Annotated in this window: 15 protein-coding genes; 11 read left to right on the top strand and 4 right to left on the bottom strand. The window is 66.6% G+C overall.

Annotated features, from left to right (window positions below; genetic code table 11):
• Window positions 1-28: 28 nt before the first annotated feature.
• Together DIE21_RS21835 and phhA are read right to left on the bottom strand one after the other, a co-directional pair.
• Entirely contained in the window at window positions 29-337 is a 309-nt protein-coding gene (locus DIE21_RS21835; RefSeq protein WP_124499670.1) for a 4a-hydroxytetrahydrobiopterin dehydratase, read from the bottom strand.
• Between the two features lie 157 nt (window positions 338-494).
• Window positions 495-1,421: a phenylalanine 4-monooxygenase gene (gene phhA, locus DIE21_RS21840; RefSeq protein WP_124499671.1), complete on the bottom strand. Its 927-nt coding sequence runs from the start codon at window positions 1,419-1,421 to the stop codon at window positions 495-497.
• 106 nt (window positions 1,422-1,527) lie between these two features.
• Here phhA and DIE21_RS21845 point away from each other — a divergent pair, with 106 nt between their 5' ends.
• Window positions 1,528-2,013 (top strand): Lrp/AsnC family transcriptional regulator, encoded by a 486-nt coding sequence (locus DIE21_RS21845; protein WP_006408082.1) that lies wholly within the window; start codon window positions 1,528-1,530, stop codon window positions 2,011-2,013.
• A 42-nt stretch (window positions 2,014-2,055) separates the two neighbouring features.
• Here the strand turns inward: DIE21_RS21845 and DIE21_RS21850 are convergent, their stop codons facing one another.
• Together DIE21_RS21850 and DIE21_RS21855 are read right to left on the bottom strand one after the other, a co-directional pair.
• On the bottom strand, window positions 2,056-2,589 hold the full coding sequence (locus tag DIE21_RS21850; protein WP_124499672.1) for a class IV adenylate cyclase: 534 nt from the start codon (window positions 2,587-2,589) through the stop codon (window positions 2,056-2,058).
• Window positions 2,590-2,697: 108 nt separating this feature from the next.
• A complete protein-coding gene (locus DIE21_RS21855; protein ID WP_124499673.1) occupies window positions 2,698-3,597 on the bottom strand; it encodes a LysR family transcriptional regulator in 900 nt (299 codons plus the stop codon).
• Between the two features lie 269 nt (window positions 3,598-3,866).
• Between DIE21_RS21855 and DIE21_RS21860 the strand changes: the two genes are divergently transcribed.
• From DIE21_RS21860 to DIE21_RS21910, 10 genes are all read left to right on the top strand, one after another.
• Window positions 3,867-5,552, top strand: a complete 1,686-nt coding sequence (locus DIE21_RS21860; protein WP_124499674.1) for a GMC family oxidoreductase — start codon at window positions 3,867-3,869, stop codon at window positions 5,550-5,552.
• A gap of 495 nt (window positions 5,553-6,047) precedes the next feature.
• Window positions 6,048-6,827 carry an ABC transporter ATP-binding protein gene (locus DIE21_RS21865; RefSeq protein ID WP_040142748.1) on the top strand — a complete coding sequence of 260 codons (780 nt, stop codon included), beginning with the start codon at window positions 6,048-6,050 and terminating at the stop codon, window positions 6,825-6,827.
• On the top strand, window positions 6,824-7,579 hold the full coding sequence (locus DIE21_RS21870; protein ID WP_124499675.1) for an ABC transporter ATP-binding protein: 756 nt from the start codon (window positions 6,824-6,826) through the stop codon (window positions 7,577-7,579). The genes DIE21_RS21865 and DIE21_RS21870 overlap by 4 nt, the downstream gene beginning before the upstream one ends.
• Window positions 7,580-7,655: 76 nt before the next feature.
• Window positions 7,656-8,855, top strand: a complete 1,200-nt coding sequence (locus DIE21_RS21875; protein ID WP_124499676.1) for an ABC transporter substrate-binding protein — start codon at window positions 7,656-7,658, stop codon at window positions 8,853-8,855.
• Window positions 8,856-8,988: 133 nt separating this feature from the next.
• Window positions 8,989-9,873 carry a branched-chain amino acid ABC transporter permease gene (locus DIE21_RS21880; protein ID WP_124499677.1) on the top strand — a complete coding sequence of 295 codons (885 nt, stop codon included), beginning with the start codon at window positions 8,989-8,991 and terminating at the stop codon, window positions 9,871-9,873.
• On the top strand, window positions 9,873-10,847 hold the full coding sequence (locus DIE21_RS21885; protein ID WP_185640665.1) for a branched-chain amino acid ABC transporter permease: 975 nt from the start codon (window positions 9,873-9,875) through the stop codon (window positions 10,845-10,847). The genes DIE21_RS21880 and DIE21_RS21885 overlap by 1 nt, the downstream gene beginning before the upstream one ends.
• A gap of 1,136 nt (window positions 10,848-11,983) precedes the next feature.
• Window positions 11,984-13,141 carry an ABC transporter substrate-binding protein gene (locus DIE21_RS21895; RefSeq protein ID WP_124499680.1) on the top strand — a complete coding sequence of 386 codons (1,158 nt, stop codon included), beginning with the start codon at window positions 11,984-11,986 and terminating at the stop codon, window positions 13,139-13,141.
• Window positions 13,142-13,339: 198 nt separating this feature from the next.
• Window positions 13,340-14,395 (top strand): branched-chain amino acid ABC transporter permease, encoded by a 1,056-nt coding sequence (locus DIE21_RS21900; protein WP_124499681.1) that lies wholly within the window; start codon window positions 13,340-13,342, stop codon window positions 14,393-14,395.
• A 4-nt stretch (window positions 14,396-14,399) separates the two neighbouring features.
• Entirely contained in the window at window positions 14,400-16,184 is a 1,785-nt protein-coding gene (locus DIE21_RS21905) for an ATP-binding cassette domain-containing protein (RefSeq protein ID WP_124499682.1), read from the top strand.
• A complete protein-coding gene (locus tag DIE21_RS21910) occupies window positions 16,184-16,939 on the top strand; it encodes an ABC transporter ATP-binding protein (RefSeq protein WP_124499683.1) in 756 nt (251 codons plus the stop codon). Before DIE21_RS21905 ends, DIE21_RS21910 begins: the two co-directional genes overlap by 1 nt.
• The last annotated feature ends 514 nt before the right edge of the window (window positions 16,940-17,453 follow it).

Raw genomic sequence — 17,453 nt, forward strand, 5'->3', positions numbered from 1 at the left:
GAAGGACGCGCGGCGGTAGAGGCAGGTCTCAGGCGGCCGGATCGGTGTGCGCGCACACCTGGTCGATGAACTGCGCGAGCGTGATGTCGCGCTCGGTCAGGCCGTCCGCGTCGTGGGTCGACAGCGTCACGTCGACGCGGTTGTATACGTTGAACCATTCCGGATGGTGGTTCATCTCCTGCGCCTTGATCGCGACACGCGTCATGAAGCCGAAGGCCTCGTTGAAATCGGCGAAGCGCAGGCTGCGCTGGATCGCGTCGCGGCCCGGCACGGCCGTCCAGTGCGGCAGGCCTTCGAGCCGGGTCTTGCGTTCTTCCGATGTGAGCTTGTGGATCATGTTGCACCTCGTTCGGTAACGGCGCCCGCCCGCGGGCAGAGGCCACGCGGCAAAGCCGGTACCGATCATTGTTTCATAGTTGTGGGATGGCCATCCGGGGACGGCCGTCGGGAGGCGGGCGCCGGCGCCCCGAATCGCGCCGGCGTGACCCGGAGCCTTACGCGTGCGCGTCGTCCGGCCAGCCTTCGCCCGTGCCGCGATGCAGCACCAGATCGCCATCGAGCACCGCGCCGGCCGGGAATTCGGGCAGCACGGCCAGCCGGTCGGCCAGCGCACGGCCGTCGACGTCGGCGAGCGCGAACAGCTGCGCGAAATCGTCGATCACGAAGTAGGTCTTCTGGAACGTGTCGATCCGGTACTGGGTGCGCATCACGCGTTCGAGGTCGAAGCCGAGCCGGTTCGGCGCCGCGCTTTCGAGGCTGTAGAGACTCTCGCCCTTGCTCGACACGATCCCGGCGCCGTAGATCGACAGCCCGTTCGTGCCGTTCGGGTCGCGGATCAGGCCGAACTCCACCGTATACCAATAGAGACGCGCCAGCCGCGCGAGCGCCGCTTCGTCGTCCGCGACCGCGAGCGCGGTGCGGCCATACGCCTGCATGTAGTCGGCGAACACCGGCTCGATCAGCAGCGGCACGTGGCCGAACAGGTCGTGGAAACAGTCCGGTTCCTGCAGGTAGTCGAGCTGGTCCGGGCGGCGCATCCACCAGGTGACCGGAAACCGCCGGTTCGCGAGGTGCTCGAAGAACACACGATCGGGCACGAGGCCCGGCACCGCGACAATCTCCCACCCGGTTGCCGGCTTCAGCTGGCGGTTCACGTCCGCGAACGACGGCACGCGGCCGGCCGGCAGGTCGATCTTCCCGAGCCCGGTGACGAACGCATCGCACGCGCGGCCGCGCAGCAGCGCCGACTGGCGCGCATAGAGCTGCTGCCACACCGCGTGGTCGACCTGGCCGTACCGTTCGAGCGGCTGGTCGATGGTGAAATCGGCGCGGGTTTCGAGGCCCGCGTCGAACTGCTCCTGCAGTTTCGCGGTGACGACGGTGGACATGATCGGGCTCTGCATGCTGTGGTTGGGAACCATGCAAGTGTAGAGCGGGTGATGTGCGGAATGGGCGCAAAGATGGCGTGGATTCGCCTGTTGGTGCGATAATCGCGCATCAAAACCGGAATCAATGCGGAGTATGCTCATGCTGGAACTCGATCACTTCGATCTCGCGCTTCTCGACGTGCTGCAGCGCTTCGGCCGCGCGACGCACCAGCAGCTCGGCGAGGAGGTGCCGCTGTCGCCGTCGCAGATCGGCCGGCGGCTGCAGCGGCTCGAGGCGGCCGGCGTGATCGAAGGCTATCGCGTGATGCTGCGCCCCGAAAAGCTTGGGCTCGGCGTCACCGCGTTCACGAGCCTGAAGCTCAAGCACCACGGCGATTCGATCATCGAGCAGTTCCAGCAGCAGATCGACGTGTTGCCCGAGGTGCTCGAATGCCATGCGGTGGTCGGCGATGCCGACTACCTGCTGCGGATCGTCGCGCCGGATCTCAACGCGCTGTCGCAGTTCGTGATGAAGAAGCTGATGCGCGTGCCGGGCGTCGACAGCGTCCGCTCGAACATCGTGCTGACGACCTTCAAGCGCAACGGCGCGCTGCCGCTCGCGCACCTTGCGCCCGGCGCCGCGTGATGCGGCGGCGGGGCGCGAGGCCCTGCCGCGGATAGGGCCCGATCAGGTCGCGTCGGATGGCGCGCCGGCGTTCAGCAGGTCGACGTACGCGACCGCGACGAGATCGTCCTGCGCGACGCCGAGCTTCGCGAACACATCATGGGCCTCGGCTTCGCCGCCGGCTTCGTCGTCGTCGGGGCCGAGCACCACTTCCAGTTCGATGAAGTCGCCGAGGCCGTCGACGCGGTCGAGGTGGATCCGCGTGCGGCCGACCAGGTACACGTGCCGTTCCTTCGTGACGATCCCGCGCGTGGTCAGCGCGGTCGCGAGCAGCGAATGCATCGCGTCCGGGTTGGTCACCGGGCTGCGCGTGTAGTACGACGCCTTCGGGCCGTCGCGGTCGTCGCGCTGGTAGAAGATCAGTTCGGCCGGCGTGCCGTCCTCGAAGCGGCGCAGCTTCAGCCGGCCGCGCGGCACGTCGTAGAAGAAATCCTGCTGGCGGTAGAAAAGCGGCGCTTCGGTCGCGAGCGTAGCCGCCTGTTCGCGCAGCCGGTCGAATTCGCGTGCGCGGGCTTTGATCTCGATGTTGCGGGCCATGCGGGTCTCCTTCAATCAGGGGTCTCGCGGTGTGCGAACGCACAATCTAGCAAAAAGCCTGCGATGGCGGCGTGACGAGAGACCGCGGCTCATCGGCATCAGCAGCACTCATATCGTCCATTGGGTCTCGATCAGCCGCAGCGCGGCCGCGATCGCCGGTTCGTCGCGCCGCTCGGCGAGCGTCACGAAGGTCAGCTCGGTCGGCACCGTCACGCGTTCGATGATCGTCAGCGCATGCGCGTGCGCTTCGGCCAGCGCGGTCGAGTCGCGTGCGAGCGTCAACCCGATTCCGGATTTGACGAGGTCGAGCATCGACTGCTCCTGGTCGACCTCGGCAACTTTCACCGGCTGCGCGCCGGCCGCCGCGAACAGCCGCGACAGCAGCCGGTGATGGGCGGACGCGGGCGGCGTCCAGATCCACGGCAGCGCGGCGAGCGCGCGCCAGTCGTGTGCGCGCTGTACACGCTCCTTCCAGCCGGCCGGCGCGAGCACGCGGTATTCGAAACGCGTGAGCGTGACCGTGTGGAACAGCGCGTCGTCGCGCGGATCGTCCTCGCCGGGCCGGCCGATGTAATAGCCGACGTCGAGCGCCTGCGCACGCACCTGCTCGAGTACCCAGCCGGACATCCCGTGCCGCAGCGCGGTCTCGATCTGCGGATGGGTTTCGACCAGCGCGCGCAGGAAGCCGCCGAGCCGCAGGAAGCCCGGATCGAGGATCGTGCCGATCCGCAGCCGGCCGAGCACTTCATGGCGCAGCGCGGCAGCGGCGCGTTGCACGTCGGCGGCCGCGGCGAGCGCGCGCTCCGCGTGCGGCAGCAGCGTCTGGCCGTCGCGCGTGAGCGCGAGCCCGCGCGACGTGCGCGTGAACAGCGTGACGCCAAGCGTTTCCTGCAGATGCTTGATCTGCAGGCTGACGGCCGGCTGCGTCAGGTGCAGCTGCACGGCGGCGCGCGTCAGGTTGCCTTCGCGGGCGACCGTCGCGAACGCGCGGAGCAGGGTGAGATCCATCGTCGTGATATGAGTGCGGCTTATAACGCAGTTCAGCATAACTCATTGGATCGGCGGCCGGCGGGCGGAGTACGCTTCTCCGATCGCGTCGCCCGCGACGCACTATGCTGAAAACGACGCGCGGGATCGCGCCGCGCGGCGCACGACAAGGCGCTTTGCATCGGACTCGAGTCAGCGCTGAAGCCGTTGAGTCGGGTCGACCGCCGTGGGGATGGAGTCAGCGCTGAAGCGCCAACACCATCCAACCACGCCATGGGAGGAGACATATCGTGAGTACCCAACGCACGCTCGAGGGCGAATTCGATTACGTGATCGTCGGCGCGGGCACCGCGGGCTGCGTGCTCGCCAACCGCCTGACCGAGGATCCCGAGATCCATGTGCTGCTGCTCGAAGCGGGCGGCAAGGACGACTATCACTGGATCCACATCCCGGTCGGCTATCTGTACTGCATCGGCAATCCGCGCACCGACTGGCTGTACAAGACGCAGCCCGAGGCGGCGCTCAACGGCCGCGCGCTGTCGTATCCGCGCGGGCGCGTGCTCGGCGGCTGCTCGTCGATCAACGGGATGATCTACATGCGCGGCCAGCGCGAGGATTACGACAGCTGGGCGCAGGAAACCGGCGACGCCGGCTGGTCGTGGGACAGCGTGCTGCCGATCTTCAAGCGCAGCGAGGACCACCATGCCGGCGCCAGCGATGCGCACGGCGCGGGCGGCTACTGGCGTGTCGAGAAGCAGCGGCTGCGCTGGGAGATCCTCGAATCGTTCGCGCAGGCCGCGCAGCAGACGGGCATTCCCGCGACCGACGATTTCAACCGCGGCGACAATTCGGGGGTCGGCTATTTCGAGGTGAACCAGAAGCGCGGCGTGCGCTGGAATACGTCGAAGGCGTTCCTGCGGCCCGCGATGACGCGCCCGAACCTGACGGTGATCACCGGCGCGTACGCGCAGCGCGTGATCTTCGACGGGCGGCGCGCAGTCGGCGTCGAGTATCGCGGCGGCGGCACCGATTACGTCGCGCGTGCACGCGCCGAAGTCCTGCTGACCTCCGGCGCGGTGAATTCGCCGCAGCTGCTCGAACTGTCGGGCATCGGTGCGGGTGCGCGGCTGCAGGCGCTCGGCATCGACGTCGTGCAGGACCTGCCCGGCGTCGGCGAGAACCTGCAGGACCACCTGCAGTTGCGGATGGCGTTTCGCGTCGATGGCGTGCGCACGCTCAACACCCTGTCCGCGCACTGGTGGGGCAAGCTGATGATCGGTGCCGAATATGCGCTGCTGCAGCGCGGGCCGATGTCGATGGCGCCGTCGCAACTCGGCGCGTTCGCGAAGTCCGATCCGGACGATCCCGCGCTCACGCGCCCCGATCTCGAATACCACGTGCAGCCGCTGTCGCTCGAGCGCTTCGGCGAGCCGCTGCATCGCTTCAACGCCTTTACGGCCTCCGTCTGCCATCTGCGGCCGAGCTCGCGCGGCAGCGTGCACGTCGCGAGCCCCGATGCGGGCGTGGCGCCGTCGATCGCGCCGAACTACCTGTCGACCGACCACGATCGCCATGTCGCCGCGAACGCGCTGCGCCTCACGCGCCGGATCGCATCCGCGCCGGCGCTCGCGCGCTACCGTCCGGAAGAAATCCTGCCGGGCACGCAGTACCGGACCGAAGCCGAACTGATCGAAGCGGCGGGCGCGGTCGGCACCACGATCTTCCATCCGGTCGGTACGTGCCGGATGGGGCGCGCGGACGACGAGCGCGCCGTCGTCGACAGCCGGCTGCGCGTGCGCGGCATCGCGGGGCTGCGCATCGTCGATGCATCGGTGATGCCGTTCATCACGTCGGGCAACACGAATTCGCCAACGCTGATGATCGCTGAGCGCGCGAGCGACATGATCCGCGCCGATCGACGCGCGGCGCACGAAGCGACGCAGGTGCGCACGGACGCGGCGGTGACGGCGGCATGACACCACGCTGACAGGCTCGACAGCGGGCCGTCATCCGGGCGCCCGCTGATTCGCTATGCGAAACAAGATGGCGCGTGCGGAACGCGGCGGATCGACGACGTGAACGGCGATTGCGCCGCAAGCCGCGTATTTCACGCGGCCTTTTTGTTGCGCGGCGACATGACGCGCGGCGCAATATGTCCGCGTTCGAGCGGGCACGGGTCGTGCGGACGCGCGACTGCCGATGATGCGCGTGTCAAAAAAGGCGCGCCGGCAATTCGCGCACGGCCGCGTCCGATACGTCCGATACGGCGGCCAGCCCTATAAGTGCAAATCCCGATGATTGCACTGCACCAACAGGGCGACAATGTTGCGCAGTGTGCATACGCGTCGGCGCGGGAGACCACCCTCGATGCGTAATATGGCGTCCGGGGCAGCCCGCTCATCCGCAGACCTGTTCTCGGTCGCTTGCGCGAATCTTCCCGGTGCATTGCCTGACTTCGTACGGAAGGGAACATGATTCTCGGCGACACGATTCTGGAAACACGCGGACTGACGAAGGAGTTCAGGGGCTTCACCGCCGTGAACGGCGTCAACCTGCGTGTGCGCCGCGGTGCGATCCATGCGTTGATCGGACCGAACGGCGCGGGCAAGACCACCTGCTTCAACCTGCTGACCAAGTTCCTGACACCGACGGCCGGTCAGATCGTCTTCAACGGGATCGACATCACCGACGAGCGGCCCGCGCAGGTCGCGCGCCGCGGCATCATCCGTTCATTCCAGATCTCGGCGGTATTCCCGCACCTGACCGCACTGCAGAACGTGCGCATCGGCCTGCAGCGCGCGCTCGGCACCGAATTCCATTTCTGGCGCAGCGAGCGCACGTTGCGGCGCCTCGACGATCGTGCGATGGACCTGCTCACGCAGGTCGGCCTCACCGATTTCGCGCACGTGCCGACCGTCGAGCTCGCCTACGGCCGCAAACGCGCGCTCGAGATCGCGACGACGCTCGCGATGGAACCCGAACTGATGCTGCTCGACGAGCCCACGCAGGGGATGGGCCACGAGGACGTCGACCGCGTGACCGCGCTGATCAAGAAGGTCGCGAGCGGCCGCACGATCCTGATGGTTGAGCACAACATGAACGTGATCGCGGGCATCTCCGACACGATCACCGTCCTGCAGCGCGGCGAGGTGCTGGCCGAAGGCTCGTATGCGGAAGTGTCGAAGAATCCGCTCGTGATCGAGGCTTACATGGGCAGCGCCGACGCGGCGCTCGCGGGGGCGCACGCATGAAGCACAGCGAACGGGAGGAACGCGAATTGAGCGGCGTCGAAAGCGGCACGCCCGCGCTGGAGATCACGGGCCTCGAGGCCTGGTACGGGGAATCCCACATATTGCACGGTGTCGACCTGAGCGTGCATCGCGGCGAGGTCGTCACGCTGCTCGGCCGCAACGGTGCGGGCCGCACCACGACGCTGCGCGCGATCATGGGCCTCACCGGCCGCCGCAGCGGCTCGATCAAGGTCGCGGGCAACGAGACGATCGGCCTCGCGACGCACCGCATCGCGCATTTCGGCGTCGGCTATTGCCCGGAGGAGCGCGGGATCTTCTCGAGCCTGTCGTGCGAGGAGAACCTGATGCTGCCGCCGCCGATCGGACCGAGCGAGCATGCGATGTCGCTCGACGAGATCTACGCGATGTTCCCGAATCTCGCGTCGCGCCGGCAGAGCCAGGGCACGCGGCTGTCAGGCGGCGAGCAGCAGATGCTCGCGGTGGCGCGAATCCTGCGCACCGGCGCGAACCTGCTGCTGCTCGACGAGATATCCGAAGGCCTCGCGCCGGTGATCGTGCAGGCGCTCGCGCGGATGATCGTCGCGCTGAAGGCTCGCGGCTACACGGTCGTGATGGTCGAACAGAATTTCCGCTTCGCCGCGCCGCTCGCCGACCGCTTCTACGTGATGGAGCATGGCCGCATCGTCGAGCATTTCCGCTCATCCGAACTGGAAGGCAAGATGCCGATCCTTCACGACCTGCTCGGGGTGTGACGCCGCCCCGTTTCCCTTGCCGCTAGCCGTGGCGGCCTCGAATAACCACAACGCATCAGAACAACAGGAGACGTCAATGAAAATGAAGACCCTCGCACACGCGTGTCTCGCGGTCGCGACCGCAGCGTTGACCACCGGCGCCGCACACGCCGCGGATAGCGTGAAGATCGGCTTCATCACCGACATGTCGGGGCTTTACGCGGACATCGACGGGCAGGGCGGCCTCGAGGCGATCCGGATGGCGGTCGCCGACTTCGGCGGCAAGGTGCTCGGCAAGCCGATCGAGGTCGTCTACGCCGATCACCAGAACAAGGCGGACATCGCCGCGTCGAAGGCGCGCGAATGGATGGACCGCGGCGGGCTCGACCTGCTGGTCGGCGGCACGAACTCCGCGACCGCGCTGTCGATGAACCAGGTCGCGGCCGAGAAGAAGAAGGTCTACATCAACATCGGCGCGGGCGCCGACACGCTGACCAACGAGCAGTGCACGCCGTACACGGTCCACTACGCATACGACACGATGGCGCTCGCGAAGGGCACCGGCTCGGCGGTGGTGAAGCAGGGCGGCAAGTCCTGGTTCTTCCTGACCGCCGACTATGCGTTCGGCAAGGCGCTCGAGAAGAACACGGCGGAGGTCGTGAAGGCGAACGGCGGCCAGGTGCTCGGCACGGTGCGTCATCCGCTGTCCGCGTCGGATTTCTCGTCGTTCCTGCTGCAGGCGCAGTCGTCGAAGGCGCAGATCCTCGGCCTCGCGAACGCGGGCGGCGACACGATCAACTCGATCAAGGCCGCGAAGGAGTTCGGCATCACGAAGACGATGAAGATCGCCGCGCTGCTGATGTTCATCAACGACGTGCACAGCCTCGGCCTCGAGACGACCCAGGGCCTCGTGCTGACCGACAGCTGGTACTGGAACCGCGACGCGACAGCGCGCCAGTGGGCGCAGCGCTACTTCGGCAAGATGAAGAAAATGCCGTCGAGCCTGCAGGCGGCCGACTACTCGTCGGTGACGACGTACCTGAAGGCCGTGCAGGCGGCCGGCACGACCGACTCCGACAAGGTGATGGCCGAGCTGAAGAAGATGAAGATCAACGACTTCTATGCAAAGGGCTACATTCGCGCGGACGGCAGCATGATCCACGACATGTACCTGATGGAAGTGAAGAAACCGTCGGAATCGAAGGAACCCTGGGATTACTACAAGGTGCTCGCGACGATTCCGGGCGAGCAGGCGTTCACGACCAAGCAGGAGACGCGCTGCGCGGCATGGAAGTAGGCGTGGGCGCGGCGTCGCGGCGCGCCTCGGCGTGCCGCGTCGGCGGCCGAAGCAATGTGCCCGCTGCATCGACCGCGTGCGCGACGGCATGAACGTTGCGCACGCAACGAAACTCATTCTGACGGCTAAGTCGATGGAAATCTTTGGCATTCCGTTGCCGGCGATGCTGAGCCAGTTGCTGCTCGGGCTCGTCAACGGCTCGTTCTACGCGATCCTGAGCCTTGGGCTCGCGGTGATCTTCGGGCTGCTCAACGTGATCAACTTCGCGCACGGCGCGCTGTTCATGCTGGGCGCGATGCTCGCATGGATGGGGCTGTCGTACTTCGGGTTGCCGTACTGGGCGATGCTCGCGCTCGCGCCGCTGATCGTCGGCGCGTTCGGGATCCTGGTCGAGCGTTCGATGCTGCGCTGGCTGTACAAGCTCGATCACCTGTACGGACTGTTGCTCACGTTCGGCCTCACGCTCGTCGTCGAAGGCGTGTTCCGGTCGATCTACGGCGCGTCCGGCCAGCCGTACGACGTGCCGTCGCAGCTGTCCGGCGCGACCAATCTCGGCTTCATGTTCCTGCCGAACTACCGCGCGTGGGTGGTCGTCGCATCGCTCGCGGTGTGTCTCGCGACCTGGTTCGTGATCGAGAAGACGCGCCTCGGCGCCTATCTGCGTGCCGGTACCGAGAACCCGAAGCTGGTCGAGGCGTTCGGCGTGAACGTGCCGATGATGATCACGCTCACCTACGGCTTCGGCGTCGCGCTCGCGGCATTCGCGGGCGTGCTCGCCGCGCCGGTGATCCAGGTGTCGCCGCTGATGGGCCAGCCGATGATCATCACCGTGTTCGCGGTGGTCGTGATCGGCGGGATGGGCTCGATTCTCGGCTCGATCATCACGGGGCTGCTGCTCGGCGTGATCGAGGGCTTCACGCGCGTGTTCTACCCGGAAGCATCGGCCACCGTCGTGTTCGTGATCATGGCGATCGTGCTGCTGATCCGCCCGGCGGGCCTGTTCGGCAAGGAAAAATGATGCAGAGAAAAGTGCTCTACGGCGTGCTGCTTGCCGCGCTGCTCGCCGCGCCGTTCATCGGCGCGTATCCGGTGTTCGTGATGAAGGTGCTCGCGTTCGCGCTGTTCGCGGCTGCGTTCAACCTGCTGATCGGCTATACGGGGCTGCTGTCGTTCGGCCATGCGATGTTCCTCGCGACCGCCGGCTACGTGACCGGCTACGGCATCCAGACGCTCGGCTTCACGCCCGAGCTCGGCGTGCTCGCCGGCACCGCAGCCGCGACGCTGCTCGGGCTCGTGGTCGGCCTGTTCGCGATCCGCCGGCAGGGCATCTACTTCGCGATGATCACGCTCGCGTTCGCGCAGATGGTCTACTTCATCTACCTGCAGGCGCCGTTCACGCACGGCGAGGACGGGCTGCAGGGCGTGCCGCGCGGGCACCTGTTCGGGCTGGTCGACCTGTCGAACGACGTCGCGCTCTACTACGTCGTGCTCGCGGTGATCATCGCCGCGTGCGCGTTCATCGTGCGGATCGTGCACTCGCCGTTCGGCCAGGTGCTCGTCGCGATCAAGGAGAACGAGGCGCGTGCGATTTCGCTCGGCTACGACACCGACCGCTTCAAGCTGCTCGCGTTCATCCTGTCGGCCGGGCTCGCGGGGCTGGCCGGTTCGATGAAGGTGCTGGTGCTCGGCTTCGAGACGCTGTCCGACGCGTACTGGACGATGTCGGGCCTCGTCGTGCTGATGACGCTCGTCGGCGGGATGGGCACGCTGTTCGGGCCGTTGCTCGGCGCGGCGCTGATCGTCGCGCTGGAGGACCGCCTCGGCGACATCGGCGAATGGCTCGCATCGCTGACGGGCATCGGCTGGTTCCACTCGCTCGGCGAATCCGCGACGATCGTCACGGGCCTGATCTTCATCGCATGCGTGCTTGCGTTCCGGCGCGGGATCGTCGGCGAGATGGTCGCGCGGGTCAAGACGCTCAGGCCGTCCTGATTGCATCCCGTCGCGCATCGCGATCCGTTGATGCGAAGCACCATCCGGCGCGGCCGGGAAGGGCGTCTCGGCGGCCTCGGGCCGGCGCCGCGCGGCAAGGCTGGTGCCCCATTTTCGTGCGGCGATGCACCATAGGGGTAAATGCTAAGTTGTCGCAGGGTGAAAGGTCCTTTAATCTTCGTTTCAGTTCTGATGCACCGCGAAACGAATTTGCAGGTGGAGAACGAGGAGACAATCGAGGCACAAAGTGCCCGGACCCCAAAGCGCTGTTGGACGGAATCCAACAGCGCTTTTTCATTTGTTGTGCATGAATTTCCATCGATGGTGCAGGCGAGTGGCGCCGCGTTTCGCGCGCCCGTGTTCCGCCTCGCATCACCCCGCGCATCACCCCCCGTCCCCCCGTTATCGTCCATTCCCGCCAGTCGATCGCGGCCGGCGCGCAGCCGCGTGCATGTCGTCCGGGCTTACCCGGTTGGCGTGCGTAAAAAGCGTCCGTTACACTCAGCTTTCGCCGACCGTGCGGTCGGGAAAATCGGTCGGCAGTTCTCCTACAAGCAGAATGCAGAAGAGGGAGTACGGTTGGATGAGAAGCGCAGGACGATGGATCGGGGCACGCGGGGCGGTTGGCGCCGCTCGTTCGGGGTTGGTGGCGCACGGGTATGCCCCGGCTTTCACGAGCCGTCCTGCGGCCGGTATGCGCGTTCTGGCGCGATTCGCCGGCACGACGGTCTCTCCGGTCGTTGCGTTCGCATCCGACGCGTCGCTCGCGTTCGCATGAACGGCCGGTCTTCCGATCTTGCGCCGCCCGTGTGCGTGGCCGGACCCGGCCCGGCCGGTCGACCTTCCGGCGATCGTTGCGTCCGCATCGATCGCCGTTCCCGTCAAGCCGCATTGCTCCGCTTGCTTCATCCTGACGACATGGCTGCCGCGCATCGTGGCGGTCGAGCGACCGCTTCGGAACGCGCCGCGGCGCGCGCGTACGCGGTCTCGCCGGGGCGTGGTCGCGGTGCGGGCGTTTCACGGGAAAACGAGCGTAGGCGCGGCACGGCGAGATAGTTAAATTATTAACTTGTTTGAGGACCGGGAGCCGCCCGAGCGACCCGCGGATTTTTCGAGCAGCGTTTGGAGACAACTCAATGAAGATGAATCGATGGATGGAGGTTCTGCTTGCCGCGGGCCTCGTGTGTGCGGCGGCGACGGCCTCGGCACAGGTGAAGATCGGCGTGACGCTGTCGGCGACGGGGCCGGCCGCATCGCTCGGGATTCCGGAAAAGAACACGATCGCGCTGCTGCCGAAGGAAATCGCGGGCAAGAGCGTCCAGTACATCGTGCTCGACGATGCGTCCGACACGAGCCGCGCGGTGCAGAACGTGCGCAAGCTGATCGACGAGGACCACGTCGACGCCATCATCGGTTCGTCCGTCACGCCGAACTCGCTCGCGATGCTCGACCCGGTGTCGCAGGGCAAGACGCCGACGATCTCGCTTGCGGCGAGCGCGCAGATCATCGCGCCGATGGACGCAAAGCGCGCATGGATGTTCAAGGTGCCGCAGAACGACCAGCTGATGGCCGATGCGATCGCCGGCTACATGGCGAAGCACGGCGTGAAGACGGTCGGCTTCGTCGGCTTCGCCGATGCGTACGGCGACAGCTGGTACAAGACGTTCGACGCGGCCGCCGCGAAGAACGGGCTGAAGGTCGTGTCGAACGAGCGCTACAACCGCACCGACGCGTCGGTGATGGGGCAGGTGCTGAAGCTGATGGGCTCGAACCCGGACGCGGTGCTGATCGCCGGTTCGGGCACGCCGGCCGCGCTGCCGGCCAAGACGCTGAAGGAGCGCGGCTACAAGGGCAAGGTGTACCAGACGCACGGCGTCGCCAACAACGATTTCCTGCGCGTGTGCGGCAAGGATTGCGAAGGCGAGATCCTGCCGGCCGGCCCGGTGCTCGTGACCGACCAGCTGCCCGATTCGAGTCCGGTGAAGAAGCCGGCGCTCGGCTACAAGGCCGCGTACGAGAAGGCCTACGGCGCAGGTTCGCTCGCGACTTTCGGCGGCCATGCGTGGGATGCGGGGCTGCTGCTGCAGCGAGCGATTCCGGAAGCGCTGAAGAAGGGCCAACCGGGCACCGAGGCGTTCCGCGAGGCGCTGCGCGCGTCGCTCGAGAGCGTGAAGGATCTGCCCGTGTCGCACGGCGTGATCAACATGACGTCGACCGACCACAACGGCTTCGACACGCGTGCGCGCGTGATGGTGCAGATCGTCGACGGCAAGTGGAAACTGCAGGCCGAGTAAGCATTACGTGAAACCGGCGGGCGCGGCGCGAACGGCGCCGTGCGCGCCGTCGGCGGCGCGGCGGGCCTGGCGGCTCGTGCTCGCGCCGCATGGAACTTCCGGGACGCCGCCGCACGACGCCTGACCCCCGGTCTTGCCGTCCGCGCGCGGGTCGTTCCCGTCGCCGTTTCTCCGCAGCATTCTCGATACACGAAACGTATGGATCTCTCGATTGCGGCGATCCTCGCGCAAGACGGCATCACGACCGGCGCCATTTATGCATTGCTGTCGCTGGCGCTCGTGCTGGTGTTTTCCGTCACGCGGGTGATCTTCATTCCCCAGGGCGAGTTCGTCGCCTATGGTGCGCTCACGCTTGCGGCGTTGCAGGCGCAGAAATTTCCCGCCACCTGCTGGCTGCTGTTCGTGATGGGCATCGCGTGCTTCCTGCTCGAAGTCGGCGGCATGATCCGGCATCGCGAACGCCGCCATCAGCTCGGACGCACGCTCGCGACGCTCGGCAGCCGCTACGTCCTGCTGCCGCTCGCGGTGTTCGCGATCACGCGCAGCTTTGCCGCGCAGCCGATGCCGATGCTCGCGCAGATCGCACTGACGCTCGCGATCGTCGTGCCGATGGGGCCGTTCGTCTACCGGCTCGTCTATCAGCCGATCGCCGAAGGCACGACACTGCTGCTGCTGATCGTGTCGGTCGCCGTCCATTTCGCGATGGTCGGCCTCGGGCTCGTGATGTTCGGCGCGGAAGGTTCGCGCACCAACGGATTCACCGATGCGTCGCTGGCGATCGGCAGCATGACGGTGTCGGTGCAGAGCGTCCTCGTGGTCGTGACCGCGCTGGTGCTGATCGGTGCGCTCTACGTGTACTTCGGCCGCACGATCGCCGGCAAGGCGCTGCGCGCGACGTCGGTGAACCGGCTCGGCGCGCGGCTCGTCGGCATCGGCACGACCGAGGCAGGGCGGCTCGCGTTCACGCTGGCGGCAGGGCTCGGCGTGCTGTCCGGCATCCTCGTCGGTCCGCTGACGACGATCTATTACGACTCCGGCTTCCTGATCGGCCTGAAGGGTTTCGTCGGCGCGATCATCGGCGGGCTCGTCAGCTATCCGCTCGCGGCCGCGGGTTCGCTGCTGGTCGGCGTGCTCGAATCGTATTCGTCGTTCTGGGCAAGCGCGTACAAGGAAGTGATCGTGTTCACGCTGATCATCCCGGTGCTGCTGTGGCGCAGTTTCGCGACGCCGCACGCGGAAGAGGAAGAGGAGTGACGCGATGAAGACGATGGTACGCAACAAGACCTTCTGGGTGTTTCTCGTGGTGCTGTTCGCGCTGCCGGTGCTGCCCGGCGCGCTGCAGGTGCCCGAATACTGGATCACGCTGCTGAACTACATCGGCCTCTACGCGATCGTCGCGATCGGGCTCGTGCTGCTGACGGGGGTCGGCGGGATGACGAGCTTCGGGCAGGCTGCGTTCGTCGGCATCGGCGCGTATGCGACGGCGTTCCTGACCACGCGATACGGCGTGTCGCCGTGGCTCGCGTTGATCGTCGGCGTCGTGCTGACGGCGCTCGTCGCGTTCGTGCTCGGTGCGGTCACGATGCGCCTGTCCGGGCACTTCCTGCCGCTCGGCACGATCGCATGGGGCCTCGCGTTGTTTTATCTGTTCGGCAACCTCGAGCTGCTCGGCAAGTACGACGGGATCAACGGGATACCGGCGCTGAACCTGTTCGGCATCGAGCTCGGAAGCGGCCGCAGCCTGTACTTCCTGATCTGGGCCGTCGTGCTGGCGGCGATCGTCTCGGTGCAGAACCTGCTCAACAGCCGGCCCGGCCGCGCGATCCGCGCGCTGCGCGGCGGCGGCGTGATGGCCGAGGCGATGGGCGTGAACACCGCATGGATGCGCGTCGTGATCTTCATCTACGCGGCCGTGCTCGCGGCCGTATCGGGCTTCCTCTACGCGCATCTGCAGCGCGCGGTGAATCCGACCCCGTTCGGGCTGAACCATGGGATCGAATTCCTGTTCATGGCCGTCGTCGGCGGCGTGTCGCATGTATGGGGCGCGGTGCTCGGTGCAGCGATCCTCACCGTGCTGCAGGACTACCTGCAGACGCTGTTGCCGAAGCTGCTCGGCTCGGAAGGCAACTTCGAGATCATCGTGTTCGGCGTGCTGATGGTGCTGTTGCTGCAGTACGCGCGCCAGGGCGTGTGGCCGTTCGTCGCGAAGCTGTTTCCGCGCGGGCCGCGCGCGCATGTGCCCGACCATGCCGATCCGTTGCCGCAGCGTGCGAAGCCCGTGGCGGGCGAGCCGCTGCTCGTCGTCGACAACGCGCGCAAGCAGTTCGGCGGGCTGGTGGCCGTCAACGACGTCAGTTTCGACGTGAAGGCGGGGCAGATCATCGGCCTGATCGGCCCGAACGGCGCCGGCAAGTCGACCACGTTCAACCTCGTGACCGGCGTGCTGCAGCCGACCGGCGGCACGATCACGTTCCGCGGCGAGCGGATCGACGGGCTCACGTCGCGCCAGATCGTCCGGCGCGGGATCGGCCGCACGTTCCAGCACGTGAAGCTGCTGCCGACGATGACGGTGCTCGAGAACGTCGCGATCGGCGCGCATCTGCGCGGCCATACGGGCGTCTGGCGCAGCGTTGCGCGCCTCAATGCGCACGAGGAAGCGCAGTTGCTGGCCGAAGCGGCGCGGCAGATCCGCCGCGTCGGGCTCGAAAGGCACATGTACGACGAAGCGGGCAGCCTCGCGCTCGGCCAGCAGCGGATTCTCGAGATCGCGCGCGCGCTGTGCTGCGATCCGACGCTGCTGCTGCTCGACGAGCCGGCCGCCGGGCTGCGCTACCAGGAGAAGCAGCAGCTCGCCGATCTGCTGCGGCGCTTGAAGGCCGAAGGAATGAGCGTGTTGCTCGTGGAACATGACATGGATTTCGTGATGAACCTTACCGACCGGCTGGTGGTGATGGAATTCGGCACGCGGATCGCGGAAGGGCTGCCGCAGGACGTGCAGCAGGACCCGGCGGTGCTCGAAGCGTATCTGGGCGGGGTGGAGTGATGGCGGACACGACGATGCCGATTCTCGAGGTGCGGGGACTGGCGGTGCGGTACGGGAAGGTCGAGGCGCTGCACGGTGCGGCGATCAAGGTCGGCGCTGGGCAGATCGTCAGCGTGATCGGCCCGAACGGGGCCGGCAAGTCGACGCTGCTGAACGCGATCATGGGCGCATTGCCCGTGACCGGGCATGCGTCGGGCGCGGTGGTGTACCGCGGCAACGACGTGGGTGCGCTGCCGGTCGAGCAGCGCGTCGCGCGCGGGATGTGTCTCGTGCCGGAAAAGCGCGAGCTGTTCAGCACGATGAGCGTGGAGGACAACCTCGTGCTGGGCGCATACCGCCGCAAGCTGGCGGGGGAATCGAACTTCCTCGACCAGCTCGACCACGTGTTCACGCTGTTTCCGCGGCTCAAGGAGCGACGCAAGCAGGCAGCCGGTACGCTGTCGGGCGGTGAGCGGCAGATGCTTGCGGTGGGTCGCGCGCTGATGGGCAAGCCCGACCTGCTGATGCTCGATGAGCCGAGCCTCGGGCTGGCGCCGCTGATCGTGAAGGAGATTTTTCATATCATCAGCGCGTTGCGCGGCACAGGCGTCGCGACGCTGCTGATCGAGCAGAACGCGCGGGCGGCACTGCAGATCTCGGACTACGGCTATGTACTGGAGACGGGAGAGTTTGCGCTGGAAGGGCCGGCGGCTGAGCTGGCACAGAATCCGCGGGTGATCGAAACCTACCTCGGGCTGGCGAAAAAAACGGCTTGATGGTCGGGGCGGTTGGCGGGAGATCGGCGGCGTGTTTCACGTGAAACACGCCGTTTTTGTTTCCGGGAGCAGGGCGATGCGTCGGTGAACCAGGGTTGGGGATAAGTGCCGGAACAACAAGCGGAAGTGCTGTGATGGGAGCGGGTGCCCATCGCGCCGGGGCGCACAGGGTAACGAGCGGTGCATGCGCGACAGCTCGTTATTGCCGCGAGACGAACTGCACAGGGGACAAGTACCAGGCTATCGATCGGAAATACTGTGACGGTGCGGTGATGTCGGGTTTCGCGAGCCGCTGCCCGATGCCCGGTTTTGCACAGCTTGATGATGTGCGTCGAGGTCAGGCTGGCGTTGCAGGCGCGGGGGCGGGGGTGGGCGGCACAGCTTGGCCGATCGGTCAAAAAAACGGTCAAATGAACAGGCCCTACCATTCGGATGGCCTTCGGGTGAAAAGCGAACCCGCTATAATTCGGCCCATACATTTCTCAGATAGGTTCGTGCGCAGTCCTGCGTACGG

This window comes from Burkholderia sp. Bp9140, from assembly GCF_003853425.1.
Taxonomy (GTDB): domain Bacteria; phylum Pseudomonadota; class Gammaproteobacteria; order Burkholderiales; family Burkholderiaceae; genus Burkholderia.

Excerpts from the sequence above, each read along its gene's own strand:
- DIE21_RS21835 (WP_124499670.1), bottom strand. The coding sequence starts at position 337 with ATGATCCACAAGCTCACATCGGAAGAACGCAAGACCCGGCTCGAAGGC.
- phhA (WP_124499671.1), bottom strand. The coding sequence starts at position 1,421 with ATGGTTCCCAACCACAGCATGCAGAGCCCGATCATGTCCACCGTCGTC.
- DIE21_RS21845 (WP_006408082.1), top strand. The coding sequence starts at position 1,528 with ATGCTGGAACTCGATCACTTCGATCTCGCGCTTCTCGACGTGCTGCAG.
- DIE21_RS21850 (WP_124499672.1), bottom strand. The coding sequence starts at position 2,589 with ATGGCCCGCAACATCGAGATCAAAGCCCGCGCACGCGAATTCGACCGG.
- DIE21_RS21855 (WP_124499673.1), bottom strand. The coding sequence starts at position 3,597 with ATGGATCTCACCCTGCTCCGCGCGTTCGCGACGGTCGCCCGCGAAGGC.
- DIE21_RS21865 (WP_040142748.1), top strand. The coding sequence starts at position 6,048 with ATGATTCTCGGCGACACGATTCTGGAAACACGCGGACTGACGAAGGAG.
- DIE21_RS21870 (WP_124499675.1), top strand. The coding sequence starts at position 6,824 with ATGAAGCACAGCGAACGGGAGGAACGCGAATTGAGCGGCGTCGAAAGC.
- DIE21_RS21875 (WP_124499676.1), top strand. The coding sequence starts at position 7,656 with ATGAAAATGAAGACCCTCGCACACGCGTGTCTCGCGGTCGCGACCGCA.
- DIE21_RS21880 (WP_124499677.1), top strand. The coding sequence starts at position 8,989 with ATGGAAATCTTTGGCATTCCGTTGCCGGCGATGCTGAGCCAGTTGCTG.
- DIE21_RS21885 (WP_185640665.1), top strand. The coding sequence starts at position 9,873 with ATGCAGAGAAAAGTGCTCTACGGCGTGCTGCTTGCCGCGCTGCTCGCC.
- DIE21_RS21895 (WP_124499680.1), top strand. The coding sequence starts at position 11,984 with ATGAAGATGAATCGATGGATGGAGGTTCTGCTTGCCGCGGGCCTCGTG.
- DIE21_RS21900 (WP_124499681.1), top strand. The coding sequence starts at position 13,340 with ATGGATCTCTCGATTGCGGCGATCCTCGCGCAAGACGGCATCACGACC.
- DIE21_RS21905 (WP_124499682.1), top strand. The coding sequence starts at position 14,400 with ATGAAGACGATGGTACGCAACAAGACCTTCTGGGTGTTTCTCGTGGTG.
- DIE21_RS21910 (WP_124499683.1), top strand. The coding sequence starts at position 16,184 with ATGGCGGACACGACGATGCCGATTCTCGAGGTGCGGGGACTGGCGGTG.